Origin of the sequence: Actimicrobium sp. CCC2.4, from assembly GCF_034347385.1 — a bacterium.
GTDB lineage: Bacteria > Pseudomonadota > Gammaproteobacteria > Burkholderiales > Burkholderiaceae_D > Actimicrobium.
The window spans coordinates 2,797,793-2,821,689 of sequence record NZ_CP133777.1 but is presented as its reverse complement, the minus strand read 5'-3'; the positions used below and the strand labels follow the sequence as shown (position 1 = coordinate 2,821,689).

The 23,897-nt window shown below is 56.5% G+C and carries 17 protein-coding genes, 2 tRNA genes and 3 rRNA genes; 16 read left to right on the top strand and 6 right to left on the bottom strand.

Annotation, left to right across the window (positions count from 1 at the left end; translation table 11 throughout):
* Positions 1–120: 120 nt before the first annotated feature.
* The 10 genes from hemC (at position 121) to RHM62_RS12835 (ending at position 8,746) form a co-directional block, all read left to right on the top strand.
* Entirely contained in the window at positions 121–1,065 is a 945-nt protein-coding gene (gene hemC, locus RHM62_RS12880; protein WP_322122488.1) for a hydroxymethylbilane synthase, read from the top strand.
* Positions 1,065–1,835 carry a uroporphyrinogen-III synthase gene (locus tag RHM62_RS12875; protein ID WP_322122487.1) on the top strand — a complete coding sequence of 257 codons (771 nt, stop codon included), beginning with the start codon at positions 1,065–1,067 and terminating at the stop codon, positions 1,833–1,835. The genes hemC and RHM62_RS12875 overlap by 1 nt, the downstream gene beginning before the upstream one ends.
* Before the next feature lie 32 nt (positions 1,836–1,867).
* Positions 1,868–2,980, top strand: a complete 1,113-nt coding sequence (locus tag RHM62_RS12870) for a uroporphyrinogen-III C-methyltransferase (RefSeq protein WP_322122486.1) — start codon at positions 1,868–1,870, stop codon at positions 2,978–2,980.
* Entirely contained in the window at positions 2,980–4,209 is a 1,230-nt protein-coding gene (locus tag RHM62_RS12865) for a heme biosynthesis HemY N-terminal domain-containing protein (RefSeq protein ID WP_322122485.1), read from the top strand. Before RHM62_RS12870 ends, RHM62_RS12865 begins: the two co-directional genes overlap by 1 nt.
* A gap of 50 nt (positions 4,210–4,259) precedes the next feature.
* Positions 4,260–4,808 (top strand): inorganic diphosphatase, encoded by a 549-nt coding sequence (gene ppa / locus RHM62_RS12860; RefSeq protein WP_322122484.1) that lies wholly within the window; start codon positions 4,260–4,262, stop codon positions 4,806–4,808.
* 455 nt (positions 4,809–5,263) lie between these two features.
* Positions 5,264–5,653 carry a collagen-like protein gene (locus RHM62_RS12855; protein WP_322122483.1) on the top strand — a complete coding sequence of 130 codons (390 nt, stop codon included), beginning with the start codon at positions 5,264–5,266 and terminating at the stop codon, positions 5,651–5,653.
* A 118-nt stretch (positions 5,654–5,771) separates the two neighbouring features.
* Entirely contained in the window at positions 5,772–6,548 is a 777-nt protein-coding gene (locus RHM62_RS12850; RefSeq protein WP_322122482.1) for an MlaE family ABC transporter permease, read from the top strand.
* A 19-nt stretch (positions 6,549–6,567) separates the two neighbouring features.
* The gene (locus RHM62_RS12845) at positions 6,568–7,500 is read left to right on the top strand and encodes an MlaD family protein (protein WP_322122481.1); all 933 of its coding nucleotides are present in this window, start codon (positions 6,568–6,570) and stop codon (positions 7,498–7,500) included.
* Positions 7,497–8,150: a hypothetical protein gene (locus RHM62_RS12840; protein WP_322122480.1), complete on the top strand. Its 654-nt coding sequence runs from the start codon at positions 7,497–7,499 to the stop codon at positions 8,148–8,150. The genes RHM62_RS12845 and RHM62_RS12840 overlap by 4 nt, the downstream gene beginning before the upstream one ends.
* A gap of 347 nt (positions 8,151–8,497) precedes the next feature.
* Positions 8,498–8,746: a hypothetical protein gene (locus RHM62_RS12835; protein WP_009665305.1), complete on the top strand. Its 249-nt coding sequence runs from the start codon at positions 8,498–8,500 to the stop codon at positions 8,744–8,746.
* Positions 8,747–8,778: 32 nt separating this feature from the next.
* On the opposite strand, the gene RHM62_RS12830 is transcribed toward RHM62_RS12835, so the two are convergent.
* Both RHM62_RS12830 and RHM62_RS12825 read right to left on the bottom strand, forming a co-directional pair.
* Positions 8,779–9,225 carry a GFA family protein gene (locus tag RHM62_RS12830; RefSeq protein ID WP_322122479.1) on the bottom strand — a complete coding sequence of 149 codons (447 nt, stop codon included), beginning with the start codon at positions 9,223–9,225 and terminating at the stop codon, positions 8,779–8,781.
* Between the two features lie 261 nt (positions 9,226–9,486).
* Entirely contained in the window at positions 9,487–9,789 is a 303-nt protein-coding gene (locus tag RHM62_RS12825) for a hypothetical protein (RefSeq protein ID WP_322122478.1), read from the bottom strand.
* Between the two features lie 756 nt (positions 9,790–10,545).
* Between RHM62_RS12825 and RHM62_RS12820 the strand changes: the two genes are divergently transcribed.
* The 6 genes from RHM62_RS12820 to RHM62_RS12795 all read left to right on the top strand — a co-directional run bounded on the left by RHM62_RS12820 (position 10,546) and on the right by RHM62_RS12795 (position 18,021).
* Positions 10,546–12,078: ribosomal RNA gene (locus RHM62_RS12820) — 16S ribosomal RNA — on the top strand.
* A 145-nt stretch (positions 12,079–12,223) separates the two neighbouring features.
* Positions 12,224–12,300 (top strand) — tRNA-Ile (locus tag RHM62_RS12815).
* Between the two features lie 34 nt (positions 12,301–12,334).
* Positions 12,335–12,409 (top strand) — tRNA-Ala (locus tag RHM62_RS12810).
* A 346-nt stretch (positions 12,410–12,755) separates the two neighbouring features.
* A 23S ribosomal RNA gene (locus tag RHM62_RS12805) occupies positions 12,756–15,641 on the top strand.
* A 178-nt stretch (positions 15,642–15,819) separates the two neighbouring features.
* Positions 15,820–15,932: ribosomal RNA gene (rrf, locus tag RHM62_RS12800) — 5S ribosomal RNA — on the top strand.
* Together the 16S, 23S and 5S rRNA genes with 2 tRNA genes alongside form the textbook arrangement of a ribosomal RNA operon.
* Before the next feature lie 373 nt (positions 15,933–16,305).
* Complete coding sequence (locus tag RHM62_RS12795) at positions 16,306–18,021, top strand: L-lactate permease (RefSeq protein ID WP_322122477.1); 1,716 nt, start codon at positions 16,306–16,308, stop codon at positions 18,019–18,021.
* A gap of 83 nt (positions 18,022–18,104) precedes the next feature.
* Here the strand turns inward: RHM62_RS12795 and RHM62_RS12790 are convergent, their stop codons facing one another.
* The 4 genes from RHM62_RS12790 to RHM62_RS12775 all read right to left on the bottom strand — a co-directional run bounded on the left by RHM62_RS12790 (position 18,105) and on the right by RHM62_RS12775 (position 23,779).
* On the bottom strand, positions 18,105–19,112 hold the full coding sequence (locus RHM62_RS12790; RefSeq protein ID WP_322122476.1) for an NAD(P)-dependent alcohol dehydrogenase: 1,008 nt from the start codon (positions 19,110–19,112) through the stop codon (positions 18,105–18,107).
* A gap of 195 nt (positions 19,113–19,307) precedes the next feature.
* The gene (locus RHM62_RS12785; RefSeq protein ID WP_322122475.1) at positions 19,308–20,354 is read right to left on the bottom strand and encodes an NAD(P)-dependent alcohol dehydrogenase; all 1,047 of its coding nucleotides are present in this window, start codon (positions 20,352–20,354) and stop codon (positions 19,308–19,310) included.
* A gap of 92 nt (positions 20,355–20,446) precedes the next feature.
* Complete coding sequence (locus RHM62_RS12780) at positions 20,447–20,992, bottom strand: pyridoxamine 5'-phosphate oxidase family protein (RefSeq protein ID WP_322122474.1); 546 nt, start codon at positions 20,990–20,992, stop codon at positions 20,447–20,449.
* Positions 20,993–21,100: 108 nt separating this feature from the next.
* Positions 21,101–23,779: a M1 family metallopeptidase gene (locus RHM62_RS12775; protein ID WP_322122473.1), complete on the bottom strand. Its 2,679-nt coding sequence runs from the start codon at positions 23,777–23,779 to the stop codon at positions 21,101–21,103.
* Positions 23,780–23,897 lie beyond the last annotated feature (118 nt).

Below are 23,897 nucleotides of genomic sequence, written 5' to 3'. Positions count from 1 at the left end.
GAACGACGCATGATAAGCTTTGCGCCTTCGAATCAGCCCGAACCGGTACAGCGACAGGTACTGCGGTGCTGCCAACAACTGAAAGAAAACGTGTCAATAGTCTCGATTCCAGCAAAGCTCGTGATCGCCTCTCGTGAAAGCCGGCTGGCCATGTGGCAGGCCGAACATGTCCGCGATCGGCTCGCCGCATTATATCCGCAGTGTGTTGTCGAAATTCTCGGTATGACCACCCGTGGTGACCAGATACTCGATCGCACCTTGTCCAAGGTTGGCGGCAAGGGACTGTTCGTCAAGGAACTCGAAGTAGCGATCGCCGAAGGCCGTGCCGATCTGGCGGTGCATTCGCTCAAGGATGTGCCGATGGAGTTGCCAGACGGATTCATGCTGGCGGCCTTTCTTGAGCGCGAAGATCCGCGCGACGCCTTTGTGTCGAACGAGTACGCCTCGCTGGAGGCGTTGCCGGCCGGTGCCGTGGTCGGCACCAGCAGCCTGCGTCGGCAGGCATTGATTGCGGCGCGCTTCCCGCATCTGGTGATCCGGCCCTTGCGCGGCAATCTCGATACCCGTCTGGGCAAGCTCGATCGCGGTGAATACGCGGCCATCATCCTGGCCGCGGCGGGACTGAAACGACTTGGCGTGCCGGAGCGTATCCGCATGGCGCTGGAGCCGGAGCACAGTTTGCCGGCACCGGGGCAAGGCGCGATGGCCATCGAGATCAAGTCCGGCCGGTCTGATCTGGCAGCGCTGCTGGCACCGCTCGATCACCTTGCGACGGCGCGTGCCGTGCAGGCAGAGCGCACCTTGTCACGTGCTTTTGGTGGTAGCTGCCAGATTCCGTTGGCCGCTTTTGCGATCGTCGACGGTGACCAGTTGCATTTACGGGCGATGGTGGCGACACCCGACGGCGTGCGCGTGGCGAGCGCCGAAGCACGTGGTCCGGCCGATAACCCGGAAGCCGTTGGCCGGCAAGTGGCCGATGCACTGCGCGGCCAGGATGCGGAAACCATCCTCGCGATCTGCAAGGCCGAAGCCGCTGTCGAAGGCAGCGAACTGATCGTACCCTGATGCCGCGCCCGCTCGTCATCACCCGTCCGCTGGCGCAATCGCTGGCTCTGGCGCAGCAATTGCGCGACGGGGATCGCGAGGTCGTCATCCTGCCTTTGCTGGAGATTCTCCCGTTGCCGGATACGTCGGCATTGCAAGCGGTGCTGGCGCAACTGGAGTCATTTGCGCTGGTGGCATTCGTCAGCCCGAACGCCATCGATGCGACGTTTGCCCGGATTGCATCGTGGCCGCCATCCGTGCCGCTGGCGGTGATGGGCGAGGGTAGCCGGCGCGCACTGGCCCGGCATGGCGTGGTCGATGGTCCGTACCGGATTACCAGCCCGCTTGATACGCAACGCACTGATTCGCAAACCCTGCTGGAGGCGCTGGACTTGTCCCGGCTGCAGGGACAACAGGTGTTGATTGTGCGCGGTGAAAGTGGCCGTGAATTGCTCGCTGACGCGCTGCGCGATGCTGGCATTTCAGTGCAGCAGGTCGCGGCCTATCGCCGCGCCGCACCGATGCTCGACGACGTGCTGCGGCAACGACTGACTGATCTGTTGGAACTGGAAGGCGACTGGGTGGTTACCAGCTCCGAGGCATTACAGGTCCTAATGCATTTGGTGCAACAAGTTGATGCCGAATCAGGTGTGGATAAAATACAACGCATGACGCTCTTTGTACCGCACCGCAGGATCGCTGAAACAGCGCTTTCATTGGGTTTTCGCACTGTTACCCTGACAGGATCGGGCGACGAAGGGCTACTTACCGCGTTACAATCCACGCCATGAACGATACGCCACCCCTCCCAAATTCCGGCGTTATGCCAACTGCTCCTGCCGTAGACGAGCGCTCCGACCCTTCCCATTTGCCGTTGGCGCGGCCTGCTTCCTCGCAATGGCTGCTGTATGCGCTCATTACTTTGCTGGCAGTTCTGCTTGTGGCCCAATGGTGGTCCTGGCGTTCCGAGATGCACAACCTGCGGACCGAAGCGGCGCAGCGGCTGCAAGCTGGTGACAACAGCAATAGCGAAACCAAAGGCATCGTCAAGTCACTGCAGGATGGCACCCGCGAATTGCAGAGCAAAGTGGGCGTCCTCGAAAATCGGCAGACCGAAGCGCAGAGCCAGCAATTGTCGCTGGAGCAGCTGTATCAGGACTTGTCGAAAAATCGCGATGACTGGGCGTTGGCAGAAATTGAACAGGTCTTGTCGACCGCGAGCCAGCAATTGCAGCTTGCCGGCAATGTGCAGGGCGCACTGATTGCCTTGCAAAACGCTGACCGCAGCCTGTCGCGCTCGGACAAACCCCAATTCATTACCATCCGCCGGGCCATTGCCCGGGACATCGATCGGCTGAAGTCATTGCCGTCGCTGGACCTGACAGGGATCGCACTGCGGCTTGATAGCGTAATCAGCCAGATCGATGGCATGCCCTTGTTGTCGGATGAAAAGCCTGCCGTGCTTGCCGCTGCGCCGAAGAACAGCCGGCGTACACCGGTTCGGGCCGAGCAAATTGCCAAGCCTGCAGCAGGGCATGGCAACCCGCCCAGCGATTGGCCGGACGAACTGCGTAACAAATGGAATAGTTTGAGCAGCGAGATGTGGACCGAGGTCAGCCAGCTGATCCGGGTGCGCAGTGTCGACACATCCGATGCGCTGCTGCTGTCGCCGACGCAGGCTTACTATGCCCGCGAGAATCTCAAGCTGCGTTTGCTCAATGCCCGTCTGGCACTGCTGTCACGCAATGAAAGTGCGTTTCGCAGCGACATGATTGCGTCACAGGATGCGATCACCAAGTACTTCGATACCCGTGCACGCCAGACCCAGGTTACCCAGGCTTTGCTCAAGCAAATCCAGGCCAGCAATCTGTCGATCGAGATGCCGACTTTGTCCGAAAGCCTCAACGCCGTGCGTAATTACAAAGCCAAACCATAGTGCGACTCCTACTTCGTCTCCTGCTCCTGTTCGCGATCGCCGTTGGTCTGGCCGTGGCATCGCGTTTCAATCCTGGCAACGTGGTGTTTTTCTATCCGCCTTACCGGATTGATCTGTCGCTGAATTTTTTCTTGTTATTGCTGGCCGTGCTCTTCTGGCTTTGCTTCCTGCTGATTAATGCCTTGTCAATTACCCAGAAAATGCCGTCACGGGTGGCCGCTTACCGGCGTGACAAACGCGAGCGGGAAGGCAACCGGGCATTGCGCGATTCTTTGAAAGCCTTGTTCGAGGGCCGTTTTGGCCATGCGGAAAAGGCCGCGACCAGGGCTGGTGTATCGCCTGATAATACGGGTTTGGCAGCGCTCATCGGCGCGCGCGCCGCGCATCGCATGCAACAGACCGCGCGCCGCGACGACTGGCTCAATATTGCCGCTGAGGACAGTGGTTTGCGTACGGCGCGCCTGATGACGGCACTGGAATTACTGGTAGATGACCACCAGCCTGAACGGGCGCTGACCGCGGTCGACGAGTTAAACGCCAGTGGAACACGGCATATCCATGTGTTGCGTCTGGCGCTCAAAGCAAGTTACCAGGCGCGTCACTGGTCGGAAGTGCTGCGGCTGGTGCGCACGCTGGACAAGAACAACGCCATGCATCCGGCTGCTTCGCGCCGCTTGCGTGAGCTTGCTTACGACGCATTACTCTCTGATCGCAGCAATGATGCTGAATCGATCCGTCGGGTGTGGGCTGGCGTGCCGATATCGGATCGGACCACGCCGCTTGTGGCTGTCCGTGCAGCCGAAGCCTTTGGTAGTCGTGGTCTGGCCGATGAAGCGCGCTCTATCGTGGAGCGCGCGCTGGCCGTCGAATGGGATGACCGTTTGATCATGGCTTATCGCGGCGTCGCTGCTGCAGAAGGAAGTGCTGCGTTGCTGGCCCAGATCGAGCATTGCGAAGCCTGGCTGATGCAGCGCCCGACTGATCCTGAGCTAGCCCTGACGCTGGCGACGCTCTGTCTGAAGCAAAAGCTCTGGGGCAAGGCCCAGCGACATCTGGAGCATGCGCTGTCGGATGCCAGCGAGACCGAGACCCTGCGCGCTATCCATCTGAAGCTGGCGCAATTGCACGAGTCACTGAATCAAGCTGAACAAGCCAGCGCACATTACCGGCAGTGTGCGCTCGCCGGACTGCTCGATCAGGTCCACCCGTCAGTGCGCCGGCTCTCCTGACTGGTCGCCCCCATTTTCCAAACGAATTTCCCTACCACTGAGAGAGCATCATGAGTTTGAATAACGTATCTGCCGGACGCGACTTACCGAATGACTTCAACGTCATCATCGAAATCCCGATGAATGCCGATCCGATTAAATACGAAGTCGACAAGGAATCCGGTGCTATTTTCGTTGATCGCTTCATGGGTACGGCGATGCACTATCCGTGCAACTACGGTTACGTCCCGCGTACCATTTCCGATGACGGCGATCCGGTCGACGTTCTGGTAATCACGCCGTTCCCGCTGTTTCCAGGCGTTGTCGTGCGCTGCCGTGCGATTGGCGTTCTGAAAATGTCCGACGAAGCCGGCGGCGATGCCAAGGTACTGGCCGTGCCTGTCGACAAGGTGCTGTCGATTTATACCCACTGGCAAAAGCCGGAAGACATGAATGATTTGCGCCTGCAACAGATCCAGCATTTCTTTGAGCACTACAAGGATCTGGAAAAAGGCAAGTGGGTAAAGATCGAGGGTTGGGCAGGGCCGGAAGAAGCCAAGGAAGAAATCATGTCGGGCGTTGCCGCCTATCAGAAATCACTTGAAGCGCCGGCTGCCTGATTGAACCGGCTGCGGCCGGTCCAACGGTAACTCACGATGCCCCGCGGTCGCCTTGACCACGGGGCTTTTTTTTTGCCAGTCGCGCTGGTTGCCAATGCTGTAATGCATCAGACCGTATGAGCCGGCGTTGTCGCTCTGTCGGCCTGGCGCCGTTCAGGTATGCCAAGGTGCGGGTTTTTCAAGTCATCAGACTCCGTTATGGCTGTGCGGGAGTTAGACCCGTAAGAGTTCGTAACAAGTCCCTGGTATGCGCGGTACCGAACCAAGCAACGCGAGCGATGGGGGTAGTCTGCACTTCAAGGCAGGCAGGCACCGGGTGTCAAACCGGTCGCTTTGCCTCGCAATAGTGATGGCTTGATCGGCCAAAGTTGATCGCTGTTGCCGGAGACCGATCATTTCTGGCTGGCTGCCCACAATATCGTGCGTAGTTCCCGTTAGCAAAAAAGGAAATCATCATGATGTATTCAAAACAGCTCGTTGCAATTGCCGCACTGCTCGCACTTGGTGGATGTATCACGTTGCCGGCCGGTCCCGCTGGTCCGCAGGGGGAGCCGGGCTACACTGGCGCCACCGGAAATACCGGCTCAACCGGTTATACCGGTGCGACCGGTAGCACCGGAGCGACCGGAGCCACCGGCTACACCGGCGCTACAGGCTACACCGGCGCTACCGGCAATACTGGAGCGACCGGTTACACCGGGGATACCGGTGCGACTGGCGCGACCGGTTACACCGGTGCAACCGGTAACACGGGCGCAACGGGTAGTGCCGGTGCACGCGGTGCCGCTGGCGCGCGCGCCACCCCATCTGGCGACACCGTCGTGATCGTGCCTGGTCAACGTTAATCGACTGGTCGACCGCGGGTCCAATAGAATCACCGGCAGGGCTCTCGCCCCTGTCGGTGATTTTTTCGTGAAGTGGGTGCGTTATGATGCAGCGATGCGAATAAATTCATTTCTGACCATGAAACCTGCAATGTGGGGGCAGGGCCTGCTGGGGATGGCCCTGAGTTGGTGGGCGATGTTTCATCTCGGCGCGATTACGCTGGTGATGGCGTTCTCGCCATCCACGTATTACAGGGCCAACAGGGCGACCACTTCCAGGTATATCTACGCCAGCACCTGGCAAGTCCTGCTCTGGTTCACGATGCTCAGCGCGCTGGTCTGCCAGGTCGTGATCCGGATCGTTGTCGTGACTGCCATCAGTTACGGATTGTCCCAATATGCGCTCGAAATGGTGGTGCGGGTATTAGTGCTGGAATTGATTCCGCTGTCAGCGGCAATGTTCGTTGCGTTGCGTGCCGGCCTGGCCTTTAATGCGAGCTCAGCGTTGCCAGGTCGTTTCGAGCCGGATAACCTGACGCGCGTTGACCTCAAGCGCTTGCGCAGCGAAGTGGTGCCGCAAGTCATCGCAAGCGCTTTTGCTGTTGTCAGCTTGGCTATGGTCAGCAGCGTCATCGTGCTGGTGCTTGCTTATGTCAATGTGTACGGTTTGCTGCCGTGGGGTTTGGCCGACTACACCAGGACAGTTGGGCGCGTGTTTGATCCCATTGTCACGATTGGTTTTGCACTAAAAACCCTGCTCTTCGGTATGGCTGTCGCCGTGATACCCATGGCGGCGCTTCTTGAGGCGTCGCGTCTGCAGAGACCGTCCTCATCGACGGTCCAGCCCGGGGCGATCCGGCTTCTGACTGTGCTGTTACTGATCGAAGCAGGATCTCTTGCCATCAAATACATCTGATTTCAATCTTACGGAGCTCATGGAAAATCAACCGGAAACCACTCCCGCCACGCACGTAGAATTCAAGGCGGTGATCTTGCTCGTTGTCATGACGACACTTGTCGCCAGCTTTTTGTTGTACGTCATGTATGCGCGTGGCGTATTCGAAAGCACCCAACGTCTGGTGCTGGTGTCGGACGATTCGGAAGGCGTCATCGTCGGCATGGACCTCACATTTTCAGGATTTCCGGTAGGACGGGTGCAGCGCATCGAATTATCGCCAGACGGCAAGGCGCGCATTCTGGTCGATGTCCCGCACACAGACGCCCATTGGCTACGCACTTCCAGTATTTTCACGATGGAACGCGGTATGGTGGGCGATACCCGTATTCGTGCTTTCACCGGAATATTTTCTGATCCGCCGTTGCCACCCGACGCGGTACGTACGGTGTTGCGTGGTGATACGGCGGCTGAAATCCCGCGATTGGTCGCTGCGGCGCGCAATCTCCTCGATAACCTCGGCAAGATGACTGCCGATGATTCGCCGCTCAATGCCAGTCTGGCCAATGTTCAGGGCGCGACCGCAAATTTGTCTGGCAAATATGGTTTACTGGGTGGTGCGCTAGGCAGCGACGAAAACGCCAGGAAGCTGGTCGGTACGCTCGACAACGTCAATACGCTGCTGGCTAAAACCGATCAGCGCGTCTTCGGCAAGCAGGGCGTCATGGACGATGCCCAGGCGACCATCGTCCAACTCAACGCGGTACTTGCCGATGCTCGCTCCAGTCTCAAAAAAGTCGATGCAGTATTGGCAGAAGCACAGGCTGTCGGAGCTAACGCGCGGGTTGCCACCAACGACCTGGGCAGCTTGCGTGCCGAGGTCGACAACAGTCTGCGCAAGGTGACCAGCCTGGTCGACGAGATCAACCGCAAGTGGCCATTCGCCCGTGACACACAAATCAAGCTCCCATGAAAATACTTTCCCCAGCCTCATCGCTCCTGTTGTTCTCTCTGATACTCGCCGGCTGTGCCAGCAAGCCTGTGACACCGGACTGGCAAGGCAACGCCTACAGCGCTATCGACAGTTTCACCTCAACTTATCTGAAGGGAAATACCAGAACTGCGGATCTGGATTTTGCACGCGCCCGGACCGAAATCAGCAGCACCGGGCGGCCCGATTTACTGGCACGTGCTGAGTTGGTGCGATGCGCCGTGCGGGTCGCCAGTCTTGAGTTCGATCAGTGTGCCGGTTATCAAGCGCTAGCGACCAGTGCGAGTAAGGTCGAGCGCACTTATGCCGCCTATCTGACAGCGCATTGGCAAGACATTGATGTGGCGCTGTTGCCCGTGCAGCATCGCGCAATGCTCGCTTCGTCGGGTACGGCGGTCAGTACTATCGAGGATCCATTGGCACTGCTGATTGCGGCAGGCGTGTTGTTACAAAATGGTCGGTTGACGCAGGCAGACATGATTGCCGCCACTGAGGTTGCGTCTGCACAAGGCTGGCGACGACCTCTGCTGGCATGGTTAGGAGTGCAGATAAAGGGTGCGCGGGAGCATGGCGATGCGGTAGGGATAGCGCGCTTGCAGCGACGCATTGATCTGGTATCGACGTCGTTGTAGCGGTTGCTGCCCCGGTCAAAGTCAGGTTGATACCCGTAGTTTTTTGATCAGAAAATTAATTTTCCTTAGTAATCATTACAACAAAGTTGTTGCGGGCGTACAGATAGAAATTATTCTGCGCAGTTGATTTTGCATAACAGTATTACTGCGAGCATGGTGCTGAGCGGCATGGAGTCGACATGCCGTTCGCAGTGACAGCACATTCATTTGCGCCGGTAATTTGTCCGGACGGCACGAGATTAATCAGGCAAACTCCGGCAACTTCCATCTGTGACATCGAATCAGTCGCATAGATGGCACTGGATGGCTTTAACGACTCTCGACGGGTCAAGAACAAAGAGAACCAAATGAAAAAATTAAACGTGACGATCAAACTGGAAATGTCTATTCCCGAGGGCTGGGAGCTTGTAAAAACGTCGACTGGAGGTCAGGTAATTAAGCTTCCTGACGGTCAATTTCTTGATATCGCCATCGAGCCGATGTTCGCCAGCGACCCGGAAGAAACATGGACGAGTACGCAAAGCGATGATGTGCTGAATGACATCCTCGACATGATTGACAGCGAAGATGTGATTTACGAATTGGTGACGCACTGAGTATTTGATTTTCGGCGTCAGCTTAGAGGTCGTTAATCGGGTGCCGGAACAGAGGCTTCCTGAAACTGCGGTAGATCGTCATCGATGGGGAACCATTCACATTTTGAGCTGACATGTGCATGAAATGCGACCCCGGCGGTGATCGATTCGTTAATTAGCCCGGCGCGAACGCGCACTAAGTCCGGGAGTGTTTCCCGCGAACTATAGACTGGTGAGCCGCAATTCTTGCAAAAATGCCGGAATTTGCCAGTGGAGGATTCGTATTGATGAAGTAATTCGCTGCCGCTGTTAAGTACGAAGGTCGCCTTTGCTACCGGTATGTTGGTGGCAAACGGCCCCCCCTGTGCTTTGCGACATTGCAAACAATGACAAACCTGGACCGGATTGAGTTCTGCCTGTATCTCAAACTGAATCCCACCACATAGACATGCACCGGTGTACGTCAATTTTTTCTCCGTTTCGTGAATGGTGTCCCGCATGTGACAGCCTGCCATCGTGCTGAGTATCCCGCCTGCCAGACTTTGTTGTCAGTCGGACTCGTCAATCAATGGTGAGTCCTCATCTTGTTGATATTCCACAAAATCTTAAGTAGTTGCAGGCAATATTTTGTTGACTGGTTCAGGTTGCTGATCCAAGTGGTTGGCGATCAGTGTATGCAACAACGCGGCCAGCGCCAATACAGCCGCCGCTAGCGGGACGGCAGGAAGTCCCAGCCCTTTGGCAATAACTATTCCGCCTATTCAGGCACCTACTGCATTTCCAACATTAAAAGTCGCAATGTTGAGAGTTGATGCCAGATTGGACGCTACTTTGCCGAATTTCATCATGTTGATTTGTAGTGCCGGTACGGTAGCGAAGCCAGCCATTGCCCATACGAACAAATTGATTTCGACGGGGGTTATTGCCGAACTAGTCCAATTGATGGCGGCTGAGGCTTGTGCCATGACGGCCAAGATGCCGGCAACTGCTGTACCCAGACGCCAGTCAGCTAATCGTCCCCCGATGTAATTGCCGATTGTCGGGTCCAATCCGATCAGGAACAAGGTCCGCGTCAGGCCTCGCGGACCGACTCCTGTAACTCCTCCTAACAGCGGCGCGATATCGTAAATAAGGCAAACAGAACGGTGGTCGCCAGTGCCAGCAGGATTCCAGCGTTACGCAGTTGTTGCAGTTCATGCCGTAAATCTCGTTTGTTCTGCTCCGTATTCGATGGCAATACCCAAGACAGGCCAATTTAGTACAGGGAGCGAACGGTACGGTAGAAAACATAAACGTGCAGGTGCACCTTATTGTTTAGGTCGGCAAAATCCTCGCTCACCGCGAAAATCAAGTCTGGGCTCTTTGTTGCTTGGGGTGGGTATCGAGCGATTTTGCTTCCTGCGCAGAGATTCAATCCTGCGCAGAGACTCAAGTTAGACCCGCCCTACGCAATCATCTAAATTATTTACCCGTATAACTTGCACGCCGAGGGCGGATTGGCTATAGTTCGCCTCCTGCTTCAGCGACATCGAAGCGCAGACAAACAAAACGCTTTGTCAGCAGCACAGAAGACGGCACGGTCGGTGAGGGTAATCGAAGTGTTGTGGATGGTGCGGTAAGTTCTTTAACAATTAACAGTTGATAAGTGTGGGCACTTGGTGGAAGTGCACTGTGGTGGCTTAGGTTGCTACGGAGTCTTTACATATAGCAAGTGCTCACGAAGAAATATAGGAAAGATTGAAAGATTGATCCTGTCAGTATTTTGAGTGAGCGACCGGTCAGCAATGACCATGTCCGAGAGGACATAAAACACAGAGATTAAACTGAAGAGTTTGATCCTGGCTCAGATTGAACGCTGGCGGCATGCCTTACACATGCAAGTCGAACGGCAGCACGGGGGCAACCCTGGTGGCGAGTGGCGAACGGGTGAGTAATATATCGGAACGTGCCCTGGAGTGGGGGATAACGCAGCGAAAGTTGCGCTAATACCGCATACGATCTACGGATGAAAGTGGGGGATCCGCAAGGACCTCATGCTCGTGGAGCGGCCGATATCTGATTAGCTAGTTGGTAGGGTAAAAGCCTACCAAGGCGACGATCAGTAGCTGGTCTGAGAGGACGACCAGCCACACTGGAACTGAGACACGGTCCAGACTCCTACGGGAGGCAGCAGTGGGGAATTTTGGACAATGGGGGCAACCCTGATCCAGCAATGCCGCGTGAGTGAAGAAGGCCTTCGGGTTGTAAAGCTCTTTTGTCGGGGAAGAAACGGTTCATCTTAATACGGTGGGCTAATGACGGTACCCGAAGAATAAGCACCGGCTAACTACGTGCCAGCAGCCGCGGTAATACGTAGGGTGCAAGCGTTAATCGGAATTACTGGGCGTAAAGCGTGCGCAGGCGGTTATGTAAGACAGATGTGAAATGCCCGGGCTCAACCTGGGAACTGCATTTGTGACTGCATGGCTAGAGTGTGTCAGAGGGGGGTAGAATTCCACGTGTAGCAGTGAAATGCGTAGAGATGTGGAGGAATACCGATGGCGAAGGCAGCCCCCTGGGATAACACTGACGCTCATGCACGAAAGCGTGGGGAGCAAACAGGATTAGATACCCTGGTAGTCCACGCCCTAAACGATGTCTACTAGTTGTCGGGTCTTAATTGACTTGGTAACGCAGCTAACGCGTGAAGTAGACCGCCTGGGGAGTACGGTCGCAAGATTAAAACTCAAAGGAATTGACGGGGACCCGCACAAGCGGTGGATGATGTGGATTAATTCGATGCAACGCGAAAAACCTTACCTACCCTTGACATGGCTGGAAGCTTTGAGAGATCAGAGTGTGCTCGCAAGAGAACCAGTACACAGGTGCTGCATGGCTGTCGTCAGCTCGTGTCGTGAGATGTTGGGTTAAGTCCCGCAACGAGCGCAACCCTTGTCATTAGTTGCTACGAAAGGGCACTCTAATGAGACTGCCGGTGACAAACCGGAGGAAGGTGGGGATGACGTCAAGTCCTCATGGCCCTTATGGGTAGGGCTTCACACGTCATACAATGGTACATACAGAGGGCCGCCAACCCGCGAGGGGGAGCTAATCCCAGAAAGTGTATCGTAGTCCGGATTGTAGTCTGCAACTCGACTGCATGAAGTTGGAATCGCTAGTAATCGCGGATCAGCATGTCGCGGTGAATACGTTCCCGGGTCTTGTACACACCGCCCGTCACACCATGGGAGCGGGTTTCACCAGAAGTAGGTAGCTTAACCGCAAGGAGGGCGCTTACCACGGTGGGATTCGTGACTGGGGTGAAGTCGTAACAAGGTAGCCGTATCGGAAGGTGCGGCTGGATCACCTCCTTTCTAGAGCATGCGCGGAAGCCCTGTGTCCACACTTATCAGCTGTTAGTCGAGAGAAGAACAGCAAGCAGTAAAAACAAGCAAGCGATGATAAGGAAGTGCACGAGAGTGTGGTGATATGTCGTGGTGAAGTGGCGCGGGTTCAAGCGGGTCTGTAGCTCAGTTGGTTAGAGCACCGTGTTGATAACGCGGGGGTCGTTGGTTCGAGCCCAACCAGACCCACCAAGAAGCAGAGTAAAGAAGTGCAGTAGAACCCTGGGGGGGTTAGCTCAGCTGGGAGAGCACCTGCTTTGCAAGCAGGGGGTCGTCGGTTCGATCCCGTCAACCTCCACCAGAGACATAAAAATGCAAACCTAAGTACAGGTGGCGCGCAGCGCCACAAGGTCTTTAGGTTTGGTTTTTTATAACAAGAAACCATGAGCTGTTCGCTCTTTAACAATTTGGAAGAAGTAAAGATTTATCAGTGTCGATGAGACTCGTGAAAGCGAGAATTAAAGGCGCTGGTGGGTAGTGATTGTAATCAACAAACATGGATTCAACATGCTTGCATCTAGCTGGACCGCGCAAGCGGTTACAAAGGTGCAAGTGCATACGTAGTACTCAGTTGATTCTATACCGTCTTTGGTTCTCCACGGCACTCTTCACGGAGCGTAATGGAGGATCAGAGGTCAACGTTATAGGGACAAGTGACTAAGTGCACATGGTGGATGCCTAGGCGATATCAGGCGATGAAGGACGTAGTAGCTTGCGATAAGCTGCGGGGAGCGAGCAAACACGCTGTGATCCGCAGATTTCCGAATGGGGTAACCCGGCCTTAATGGTCATTGCAACCTGAATACATAGGGTTGCAAAGCGAACGCGGCGAACTGAAACATCTAAGTAGCTGCAGGAAAAGAAATCAACCGAGATTCCCAAAGTAGCGGCGAGCGAAATGGGAAGAGCCTGCAAGATTTAGCATCGGATATAGTGGAAGCCACTGGAAATTGGCGCCATAGTGGGTGATAGCCCCGTACACGAAATATCTGGTGTGGAACTGGGCTTGCGACAAGTAGGGCGGGACACGCGAAATCCTGTCTGAAGATGGGGGGACCATCCTCCAAGGCTAAATACTCGATATCGACCGATAGTGAACCAGTACCGTGAGGGAAAGGCGAAAAGAACCCCGGAAGGGGAGTGAAATAGATCCTGAAACCGTGTGCATACAAACAGTAGGAGCGGACTTGATCCGTGACTGCGTACCTTTTGTATAATGGGTCAGCGACTTACATTCAGTGGCAAGGTTAACCGTATAGGGTAGCCGTAGAGAAATCGAGTCCGAATAGGGCGTTCAGTCGCTGGGTGTAGACCCGAAACCAAGTGATCTACTCATGGCCAGGATGAAGGTGCGGTAACACGCACTGGAGGTCCGAACCCACTAATGTTGAAAAATTAGGGGATGAGCTGTGGGTAGGGGTGAAAGGCTAAACAAACTTGGAGATAGCTGGTTCTCTCCGAAAACTATTTAGGTAGTGCCTCTTGTATCACCATCGGGGGTAGAGCACTGTTATGGCTAGGGGGTCATCGCGACTTACCAACCCATTGCAAACTCCGAATACCGATGAGTGCGAGCAAGGGAGACAGACGTCGGGTGCTAACGTCCGGCGTCAAGAGGGAAACAACCCAGACCGCCAGCTAAGGTCCCAAAGATTGGCTAAGTGGAAAACGAAGTGGGAAGGCTAAAACAGTCAGGATGTTGGCTTAGAAGCAGCCATCATTTAAAGAAAGCGTAATAGCTCACTGATCGAGTCGTCCTGCGCGGAAGATGTAACGGGGCTAAGCCAGTCACCGAAGCTGCGGATATTAACGTCATTTATGACGTCGATATGGTAGGAGAGCGTTCTGTAAGCCTGCGAAGGTGTCTTGTAAAGGATGCTGGAGGTATCAGAAGTGCGAATGCTGACATGAGTAGCGATAATGGGGGTGAAAAGCCTCCACGCCGTAAGCCCAAGGTTTCCTGTTCAACGTTCATCGGAGCAGGGTGAGTCGGCCCCTAAGGCGAGGCAGAGATGCGTAGCTGATGGGAAGCAGGTTAATATTCCTGCACCGTCGTATGATGCGATGGGGGGACGGATCGCGGAAGGTTGTCCGGGTGTTGGAAGTCCCGGTCCTTGACTTGTAGAAGGCATCTAGGTAAATCCGGGTGCGTAATTCAAGGGGTTGAGGCCAGCTTATTTATAAGCGAAGCAATCGGAAGTGGTTCCAAGAAAAGCCTCTAAGCTTCAGTCATACGAGACCGTACCGCAAACCGACACAGGTGGGCGAGATGAGTATTCTAAGGCGCTTGAGAGAACTCGGGAGAAGGAACTCGGCAAATTGGTACCGTAACTTCGGGATAAGGTACGCCCTTGTAGTTTGACCTCCCTGCGGAGGAAGGACGAAAGGGTTGCAATAAACTGGTGGCTGCGACTGTTTAATAAAAACACAGCACTCTGCAAACACGAAAGTGGACGTATAGGGTGTGACGCCTGCCCGGTGCTGGAAGATTAAATGATGGGGTGCAAGCTCTTGATTGAAGTCCCAGTAAACGGCGGCCGTAACTATAACGGTCCTAAGGTAGCGAAATTCCTTGTCGGGTAAGTTCCGACCTGCACGAATGGCGTAACGATGGCCACACTGTCTCCTCCCGAGACTCAGCGAAGTTGAAATGTTTGTGATGATGCAATCTACCCGCGGCTAGACGGAAAGACCCCATGAACCTTTACTGTAGCTTTGCATTGGACTTTGAACCAATCTGTGTAGGATAGGTGGGAGGCTTTGAAGCGGGGACGCTAGTTCTCGTGGAGCCAACCTTGAAATACCACCCTGGTTTGTTTGAGGTTCTAACCTTGGTCCGTTATCCGGATCGGGGACAGTGCATGGTAGGCAGTTTGACTGGGGCGGTCTCCTCCCAAAGTGTAACGGAGGAGTTCGAAGGTACGCTAATTACGGTCGGACATCGTGATGATAGTGCAATGGCATAAGCGTGCTTAACTGCGAGACTGACAAGTCGAGCAGGTACGAAAGTAGGACATAGTGATCCGGTGGTTCTGTATGGAAGGGCCATCGCTCAACGGATAAAAGGTACTCTGGGGATAACAGGCTGATTCCTCCCAAGAGTTCATATCGACGGGGGAGTTTGGCACCTCGATGTCGGCTCATCACATCCTGGGGCTGTAGCCGGTCCCAAGGGTATGGCTGTTCGCCATTTAAAGTGGTACGTGAGCTGGGTTTAAAACGTCGTGAGACAGTTTGGTCCCTATCTGCCGTGGGCGTTGGAAATTTGAAGGGGGCTGCTCCTAGTACGAGAGGACCGGAGTGGACGAACCTCTGGTGTACCGGTTGTCACGCCAGTGGCATTGCCGGGTAGCTAAGTTCGGAAGAGATAACCGCTGAAAGCATCTAAGCGGGAAACTTGCCTTGAGATGAGATTTCCCAGGAACTTGATTCCTTTGAAGGGTCGTTCGAGACCAGGACGTTGATAGGCTGGGTGTGGAAGTGCAGTAATGCATTAAGCTAACCAGTACTAATTGCCCGTAAGGCTTGTCCCTATAACCTTGATGGGTTAGAGACGACGAGTATGGCGTATGCGATTGTTGATGCATCACGCCCGCTAACTGCACACTGAAGATGATTTCAAGGTGTGTGTTGTACTTCTTTACTTCTTCCGAATTGCGTCCCCTGAGGGAGCCAGATCAACGGCCCCCACAGAGGATTCTACAAGTTAAGCCTGATGACCATAGCGCGTCGGTACCACCCCTTCCCATCCCGAACAGGACCGTGAAACGACGTTGCGCCGATGATAGTGCGTCAACACGTGTGAAAGTAGGTCATCGTCAGGCTCAGTTACATGCAGCAAAAAAGAAGGCCCTTCGAAAGAAGGGCCTTTTTGCGTTCGGGGCAATGAAATCTGCGCACGCTCGAAAAGCAGGAGGATTCATACGGTTAATACCCCCAGGATTGACGCTCTGCAACCGCATCGGGCACTGTCTTGAAGTTGTCAGGATGTGTAATTCTTGTTGAAATAACATCTTACGACCCACTTTTTAGTGGTTTTCGTTGAGCGACGGAAAGTGAGACACCGGCTCCTCCCCGCCGGAAACTTCCGCGCTTCAATTTCCTGTCACTGGTTATCCTCACATCTGGCCTGACCAGATGTGATCAAAGTCCTGCGCGCATGACTTGACCGATAAGTACTGAAAAAAGGAATCCAGTTTGAACACAATTGCACTTTCTCTATTGGCCTTCGTCCCCCTGGTTCTCGCCGCTGTCCTGCTGGTCGGATTGAGCTGGCCCGCCAAACGTGCCATGCCCGTGGTTTATCTGGTGGCTGTCCTCATCGCATTGACTAGTTGGGGCATGTCTTTTAACCGCGTTCTGGCTTCCAGCCTGCAAGGGTTAATCCTGACCGGAGCCATTCTCTGGATTATCTTCGGCGCAATTCTGCTACTAAACACCTTAAAACATTCCGGCGCGATCACCGCGATACGCGGAGGTTTTGCCAATATCAGTCCGGATCGACGCGTTCAGGTAATTATTGTTGCCTGGCTCTTCGGCTGTTTCATCGAAGGAGCTTCCGGATTTGGCACGCCTGCAGCAGTGGCTGCCCCGTTATTGATGGCTCTCGGTTTTCCAGCGCTTGGCGCTGTCATGCTGGGGATGATGGTCCAGTCCACCCCGGTGTCCTTCGGCGCTGTTGGCACTCCTATCGTGGTGGGTGTCACTGGCGGGCTGGATAAGAGCGGTATCACGGCGCAGTTGATTGCCAACGGCTCTGACTGGGATGTTTTTTATCGGCTGATTACGTCGGAAGTGGCCATCACGCACGCCATTATCGGCATCCTGATGCCGCTCTTCATGTGCATCATGATGACGCGGTTTTTTGGCCGCAACAAATCCTGGCTGGAAGGAATCACGATCGCGCCTTTCGCCATTTTCGCCGGACTAGCTTTTGTAATTCCCTATGCCGCAGCCGGCATCTTCCTCGGCCCCGAGTTTCCGTCAATGATAGGCGCGCTGGTTGGACTGCTCATCGTGGTGCCTGCCGCGAAAGCCGGATTCCTGATTCCCGAGAACACATGGGATTTCGCCGATGCCAAGGAGTGGCCTGAGTCATGGATGGGTAGCATAGAAATGAAAATAGACCGGCTTTCGAGTGCCATGCCGATGTCAATTGGTCTGGCCTGGTTCCCATATGTGCTGCTGGCCGGCCTGCTGGTCCTGTCCCGCGTGAACGGCGATGTCAAAGCGTTCTTTACTACTTATCTCTCGCTCGGCTGGAGCAACATTCTTGGCGAGACCGGGATCTCCGGCAGTATTGAACTGCTTTATCTGCCTGGCGGCATCATGGTCATGGTGGTTCTGGCGACTTTTCTGCTGCAACGCATGAAAATAAGCCAGATCACTGCAGCGGTATCGGAGTCCTCACGAACTCTGTTAGGTGCCGGCTTTGTACTGATCTTCACGATTCCAATGGTGCGTATCCTGATCAACTCCGGTGTCAATCTTGCAGACCTGCCTTCGATGCCCAGAGCGATGGCCGAGTTGGTAGCCAGCAGTGTCGGCAGTATTTATCCGTTCTTCGCACCGTCGGTGGGTGCACTGGGTGCCTTCATTGCCGGCTCCAATACAGTATCGAATCTGATGATGGCGCAATTTCAGTTCGACACCGCGCAGTTGATCGGTGTATCCGGTGCGATGCTGGTCGCATCGCAAGCCGTCGGCGCGGCTGCCGGGAACATGATCGCCATTCATAATGTGGTGGCTGCCTCAGCAACAGTAGGTATGTTGGGACGCGAAGGGCAAGTGATCAGAATGACGATTATTCCGACAATCTACTATCTGGTCATGACGGGCCTGATTACCGTCATTGCCGTCTACGTGATCGGTATCAGCGATCCGTTGACGGCACTCGTTGCCGTTGCTCCCTGAGCCGTTCTAGCCCGGAACTGGAATGTCCTGAATGTCGCGTGACGACGGCTTGCCAGCCGCCGTCACCGGGCAGAAAAGGTCTCTTAAAACTCGAGGCAGATCTTGCCAAAGTGTGCGCCGCTGGCCTGGTAGCGAAATGCATCGGCGATCTCGGTCAGGCCGAAAGAGCGGTCGATGACCGGACGGAATCCGGTCGCATCGATGGCGCGAACCATGTCCATTTGCTCCTGCCGGCTACCGACGATCAAGCCTTGCAGGCGCGCCTGCTTGGCCATCATCGCAGCGGTCGGCACATCGCCGGTGTAGCCGGTCAGCACACCGATAAGCATGATTTTTCCACCGACACGTACCGCATCGATTGATTGCGGTAGCGTGCCCGGTCCACCGACTTCGATGACATGATCGACGCCCAGTCCACCGGTCAGTTCGCGGACTTTGGCACCCCAGTTCGTGTGTGTCTTGTAGTTGATTGTCTGGTCCGCGCCGAGTGCACGGGCCCGCTCCAGTTTTTCATCCGACGACGACGTGATGATCACTGTAGCGCCCATCATCTTCGCGAATTGCAACGCAAAAATCGAGACCCCGCCGGTACCCAATGCCAGTACTGTATCGCCCGCCTTGAGATTCCCTTCAACGACCAGCGCGCGCCAGGCAGTGAGTCCGGCGGTTGTTAGTGTGGCTGCTTCAGCATGCGTAAATCCCTTCGGTGCCAGCGTGAATGAAGTGGCCGCTGTGGTCACCATCTCCCGCGCGAAGCCATCAATGCCATCGCCCGGCACGGTGCTGAAATTACCGATCGTGGCCGTGCCATTGGCCCAGCTCGGGAAAAAGCACGACACAACATGATCGCCCACCTTGAACTCGGTGACACCCGCGCCAACAGCATCGACCACACCGGCACCATCGGACATCGGAATCCGGCCATCGGCTTCCCAACCGGCACGGGTGACGACACTGTAGTCGTGGTAATTGAGAGAGCTGGCGTGGATGCGGACGCGAATTTGTCCGGCCGCCGGCGCAGCAGGTGACTCGCCATCAACAACGAGAAGATTGGCGAGGCCGCCGGGAGAACGCAAGGTAATGGATTTCATGGAAAGGTCCTGAATAAGAGGTGAAAAAAAGAACTAACGAATGCGGTAATGCGGCCGGCAGAATCACGTTTGCCGGTGACAGGCATTCGTCTTCCGGAAACAAATCGGGCCGCACCAATCGACGTCGGGACGTCAACCAGTGCGGCCCGGCGATGCCGGCCAACCGGACAACTCATCCGGCTTGGCCAACAGAACTTACGCTGCCAGCGAAGCGATATCGATCACGAAGCGATAGCGCACATCGCTCTTGATGACCCGGTCGTAGGCGTCATTGATATCTTGAATCTTGATCAGTTCGATGTCGGCAACGATGTCGTGCTTGCCGCAGAAGTCGAGCATTTCCTGGGTCTCTTTGATCGAGCCGATCATCGAGCCGGCCAGCGTACGACGCCCGCCTATGAGCACGTGCGCCATCACCGGAACCGGCTTTTCCGGTACGCCGATCAGTACCATCGTGCCATCGACCTTGAGCAGATTGATGTAAGCGTTCCAGTCGATATTCGCACCGACGGTATTGATGATCAGGTCGAACTCGCCCTGTAATTTGTCGAAGGTGGCAGCGTCGCTGGTCGCATAATAATGCGCCGCGCCAAAGCGCATGCCGTCTTCCTGCTTCGACAAACTCTGGCTCAATACCGTCACATCAGCACCCATCGCGTGGGCCAGCTTGACGCCCATGTGGCCGAGGCCGCCCATGCCAATGATGGCCACTTTTTTGCCGGGACCGGCTTTCCAGTGGTGCAGTGGCGAATACAGGGTGATACCGGCGCACAGCAGAGGCGCGGCAGCGTCGAGTGGCAGGTTGTCCGGGATCGACAGGACATAACCTTCCTTGACGACCATGTGCTCCGAGTAGCCGCCCATGGTTGGTGTGACGCCGTCGCCTTCGACGCCGTTGTAGGTCTGTACCAGGCCTGGCATGTATTGCTCGAGGTCGACATTGCGGGTCGCGCACTGAGTGCAGGAATCCACAAAGCAGCCGACGCCGACATGATCGCCGACCTTGAATTTGGTGACCTTGCTGCCGACCGCGCTGACGATGCCGGCGACTTCATGGCCGGGCACCATCGGGAAGGCTGCGCCGCCCCATTCGTCACGGGCCTGGTGGATATCGGAGTGGCACACGCCACAGAATTTGATGTCGATCGATACGTCGTCTTCGCGCGGAGCGCGGCGTTCGAACGTGGTGGGTGTCAGGGGTGCTTTGGCTGCAGTGGCTGCATATCCGCGGGTAATTGTCATCTGTCTGATCCGTTTCAGTGGAGAGTGAGCGGCCGAGCATACGCGCTTAACGCTGACCACGTACACGACCGGAACGTCACTTTTTCGGGTGTCTAGGGGTTAAGCCATTGCATTTTCCATTGCTCTTCGTGCCAGCAAAATAGCGCGCGACGCTGTCCGTGCGTATGCAGATACAGCCATTCCAGTTGTCCGATATCGACCGACAGCACGGCAAAAAATTCGCGTCCGGCCGCCACCGTCGTGCGGGTCGCTTCGATGCCGTCGTGGTCCGAAGGCAGTGCGCAAGGCGCTGCCGGCACGGGCCCTGAAAAGCAGCGCAACGCATTCGGCGAGGCATCGCGCCACTGCTGATCGGCCAGCGCATCGTCAGTGTGCAGCTGCGCGACGCCATTGATACGCAGCTGAATCTTGCGATGGGCATCATAAAAAGTGGCGGCCACGCGGTCGTCCGCACCGAGCTGGCCGGCTTTGCCGCTGCGGGTATCCGTATGAAAAATTAGCTGGCGCCGGTCGGCATCGACAGCGCGCAAGACCAGCACCCGCGCTTGCGGTCCGGCGTCGGAAACCGACGCCAGCACCGGCGTACGGAATGCGGCCTTGCGGTCTTTGGTGGCCCGTCCGAGCATTCTCCATGCCATCTGCAATGACCCGTGAAGGTCATTGTAAAAGTTCGGAAAAGGCTCTTGAGGGTACGCAATGATAGGCATGTCGGGGTGGTTCTCCTGTAAGTGAAAGTGGGTCAGTAATCAGCGCTGCACCGCCAGCCACGCATCGACCGCCGCCAGCTGGCTGGCGCGAATCCGGATCCGGTCCGCGATCCGTGCGCGGGCGGTATTGACATCACGCCGTGCATCGCCATTGAGATGGGCATCGGCATACGCCTGCAATTTGTCGCGCATCGCCGGGTCGGCAGAATTACTTGCCAGTCCGGGAAAATACCGGCTGCTCGACGAGCTGTCGATCAGCGCGCTGGTGCGCTCCAGATGGGCCAAGGCGAAGTCAAACGCCAGGTCCGGATGGTCGTCAGCCACACGACGGATCATGCCGGCGCTGGTCGTCAGGCCCGGTTCATCGGTCAGCGCCAGATCAAGCGCACGCTGCGCCAGCGACGCGTCCCGGCTGGTAGCCAGCAAGTCGTAGAGCTGCTGCTTCACCAGCGATGAGCTGGCATCGCGTGCCGATTGCAGCATCGCATTCCAGCTGGCCGTGTCGGCATGGTCCGCCTGCACCGATAGCGTCAGCTTGCGCAATGCAGCGGTCTGCATGGCCGCAGCAGCAACGCGTCGGGACGCCTCGGCGATGGTGACCGGATCGCCCAATGCACTCAGTGCATTGACCAGTTGTTCGCGCACGGGAGCGATCGCTTCGGATTCTCCGGCGCGCGCTTCCCAGCCCAGCTGTGCCATCACCGGCGCGAGGCGGGCAATGGCAACGCCGGCGAAGCGCTGCTGGCCGGCGCTGTCATCCTCGTAGTAACGATGCAGTTCGACAAACAGGCTGGCGATCGCACTCCAGACCCGCGGTTCGGCCGACAGCGGTGTCGCGCTGGCCAATCCCAGGAAGTCTGCCATCGGCTGCAATCCGGCCAGCCCGAGCCGGGCGCTATCGGCCAGCATCCCGAGCTGATCGACTGGCTTGAGCGTGCCAAAGCTGCCAGCCAGCCGGGCAAATTCCCGCGGCGCATACAGCGTGCGGTAATAGCCTGCCTGTCCGGCATTGACCAGCACCGGTTCACATCCGGGCACCGTCACGCTGGCCTTGCCGCCACTGACCAGCGTGCGCGTCAGTGCGCCCGCCGTCCCCGATTGCAGCGTCACCGGCACGCGCCACGTGAGCGGTTTTTTGTCGGGCTGGCTGCGGCTGAACTCACCCTGCGTCAGCGTGACGGTCGATTGCCCGTCCTTGCACACAACCTGCTCGACGCGGATCAGCGGGATGCCCGCTTGCAGCGTGAAGTCATGAGCGATCGCGGTGACCGGCTGGCCGGCCGCTTGTTCGATCTTCCGCCACAGGTCATCGCTGACCGTGTTGCGATACGCATGCTGCTTCATGTACGCGCGCACACCCTCGCGCCAGGCGGTTTCGCCGACATGGTTTTCCAGCATGCGGATGACGGCTTCGCCTTTGCTGTACGTGATCGCATCGAAGGCCTGGCTGGCCTGTTCGACGGTGGCAATATGCTGGACCACCGGATGGGTCGTCGCCAGCGAATCAAGATTCATGGCCCGCTCGCGATCATCAACAACACCCAGCGCGGTATGCCATTCCGGATGCAGGCGCATGGTCGTGCGGCTTTCCATCCATGACGCAAAACCTTCATTGAGCCAGAGGTCATCCCACCAAGCCATCGTGACCAGATCGCCAAACCATTGATGCGCCATTTCATGGGCGGCGATGCTGAAGACACGTTGCTTGTCGTTCTGGGTCGAGACCGCCGGATCGAGCAGCATCACATGTTCGAAGGTAAAGATCGCACCCCAGTTTTCCATCGCACCAAAAAACTGGCTGCGTCCCGGCGCGGCAATGTTGTCGAGCTTCGGGAGCGGGTACGGCGTGCCGAAATAAGCGTTGTACTCGCGCAGGATCGCGGCGGATGCGTCGAGCGAAAACTGCGCCTGGGCAAGCGCGCCTTTCTTGGTGATGACGCCCAGTTCAGTGCCATCGACCTGTGTCGTGGCGCGTTCGAAATCACCGAGCCCGAAGAACAGCAGGTAAGTCGACATCTTCGGCGAGGGCGCGAACTGCACCGCCCGGCGGCCATCGGAGCGCAGCGTCGAAGTCTGCACCGGCATGTTACTGACGGCCATCTGATCGGCCGGCACGATGGCTTCCAGCGAGAAGGTTGCCTTGTAGGCCGGCTCGTCCCACGACGCAATCATGCGGCGTGCATCGGAGTTTTCGAACTGGGTATAAAGGGCGCGTTGCGGGCCGGTCGCGCTGTCATAGTCGAGCGAGAACAGGCCGCTCGATTGGGTGCCGATCACGCCGGTATAAGCCAATGCCAGCCGGTATTTTCCGGGCGTCACCGCTTGCGGAAAACGGAAGGTCGCGGTCTGCCTGCCGCTATCGAGCGTTACGCGGGCAGTCGCCAGCACCTTGTCGCTGTCCATCGCGAGCAGGCGCACGCTACTGAAATCCAGTTCGGCCGCATTGAGCGTCATGCTGGCAGTCGGCTGCAGCACCGTAATACTGATCGCCACGCGCGCACTGAAACGGGCCTTGGCGGCGTCCGGCGTGATCGATACCTGATAGTGCTCGGGGCGTACCGTGCGCGGCAACTGGGTCGTCACCAATGGTGCCGTTGCCATGGCCTGGCCGGCGCACAGCAGCGCAGAGGCCAGCAAGGTGCGCATCAGCGTGTGTGGTCGGGACGAGGTGCGGGTGACAGGACAGGCGGCCATATTCCGGATAGGAAGGCGATTCATGGGAAGGCTCCGATAGCGTGAAACAGGCATGGCCCGGATAGGGCAACTGGAACCTGAACAAACGAGGCGGTATTAAGACATGGTTGGCGATTGTTTGCCAGGCAAGTTACAGAGCAAT